The sequence below is a fragment of the Halomonas sp. IOP_14 genome (assembly GCF_021021315.1).
GTDB classification, from domain to species: Bacteria; Pseudomonadota; Gammaproteobacteria; order Pseudomonadales; family Halomonadaceae; genus Vreelandella; species Vreelandella titanicae.
Map to the genome: position 1 here is coordinate 1 of NZ_JAINWD010000107.1, position 1,155 is coordinate 1,155.

The following is a 1,155-nucleotide window of genomic DNA, read 5'->3' on the forward strand; positions in this document are numbered from 1 at the left end:
CCTTACCAACGGTTTCGGTTTTGTTCTTACCGACTTTGCTCGACCAGTTTTTGCCGATGCGGTCGGTTTCGTTGCCATCCACCGTCTTGCGGCGGTTCTTGTGCACGGTAAAGGTTTCGTTACCGTCCACGGTATGGGTCTCGTTGCCATGCACCGTGTGGACTTCATGGCGGTGGACAGTGCGGGTTTCGTCGCGGTCGATGTCGGTGGTGCGGTCACGATAGACATGCAGGGTGCTATCGCGCTTGATGTCCTCGGTGCGGTCGTTAAGGGTCAGCAGGTCGAGGTCTTTTTGGGCGTGCACCCATATTTGCTCTTCGCCCGCTTCGTCTTCAAAGCGCAGCTCGTTAAAGCCGTCCGCCTTGTGGCTCTGGGTACGGATGACCGTGCGGGTTTTGTAGGCCGGCAGCGGGTAGGGCGGCCGATTAACCGCGTGGTAAGTGCGCCCGGTGATCAGCGGCTGGTCCGGATCACCCTCCAAGAACGACAAAATGACCTCATGCCCGATCCTGGGGATCGCCATGCTGCCGTAACCGCCGCCCGCCCAGCCCTGGGCAACGCGCACCCAGCAGCTGGCGGTTTCGTTAGCGGCGGAGTAGCGATCCCAAGGAAACTGTACTTTGACCCGGCCATATTTGTCGCAGTAGATCTCTTCGCCCGCTGGCCCGACTACAAAGGCCACCTGGGGGCCATCGACCCGGGGTTTGGGGTTGGGCACCGGGCGGAAGGTCTGATCCCGGGGCATGATCACCACCTCGTTGTGGTAGCGGGTCATCAGCTCGCCCGCTTGCGCTGAGCTCGCTCCATTACCACCCCGCGCCATACCATCCTCTTCTAGCGCCTGAGGTTGCTCGCCGTGGTGCACCACCGATACCACCTGCCAAGCACGGTTGAGGCTATCGATATCGTGGTCGGTGAGGGTAAAGCAGGTACCGGGGGCGAGTTCAGGCAGGTCACTTTCGGCTTCGGCGGTGGTAGCGTCAGCGCGCAGGGATTCTAGCCGGTGACGGGTGAACGGCTTGCCGGAGGCGTCCTTCTTATAGCGCCCTGGGTAGTCGTAGTGTTCGTAATCCTCTCGCTGAGCGTGCTCCCCTAGATTGGGCGCCTGGTGTTCGTGTAGCTGGGCGTAAGGCGGGTTCTTGAAGCTGTAGTCTT

1 protein-coding gene is annotated in these 1,155 nt (G+C 60.9%); it reads right to left on the reverse strand.

Features of this window, described 5'->3' with window-relative positions:
* The coding region (gene tssI / locus K7H09_RS24305; RefSeq protein WP_230806378.1) for a type VI secretion system tip protein TssI/VgrG at positions 1-1,155 on the reverse strand (1,155 nt) is incomplete at both ends.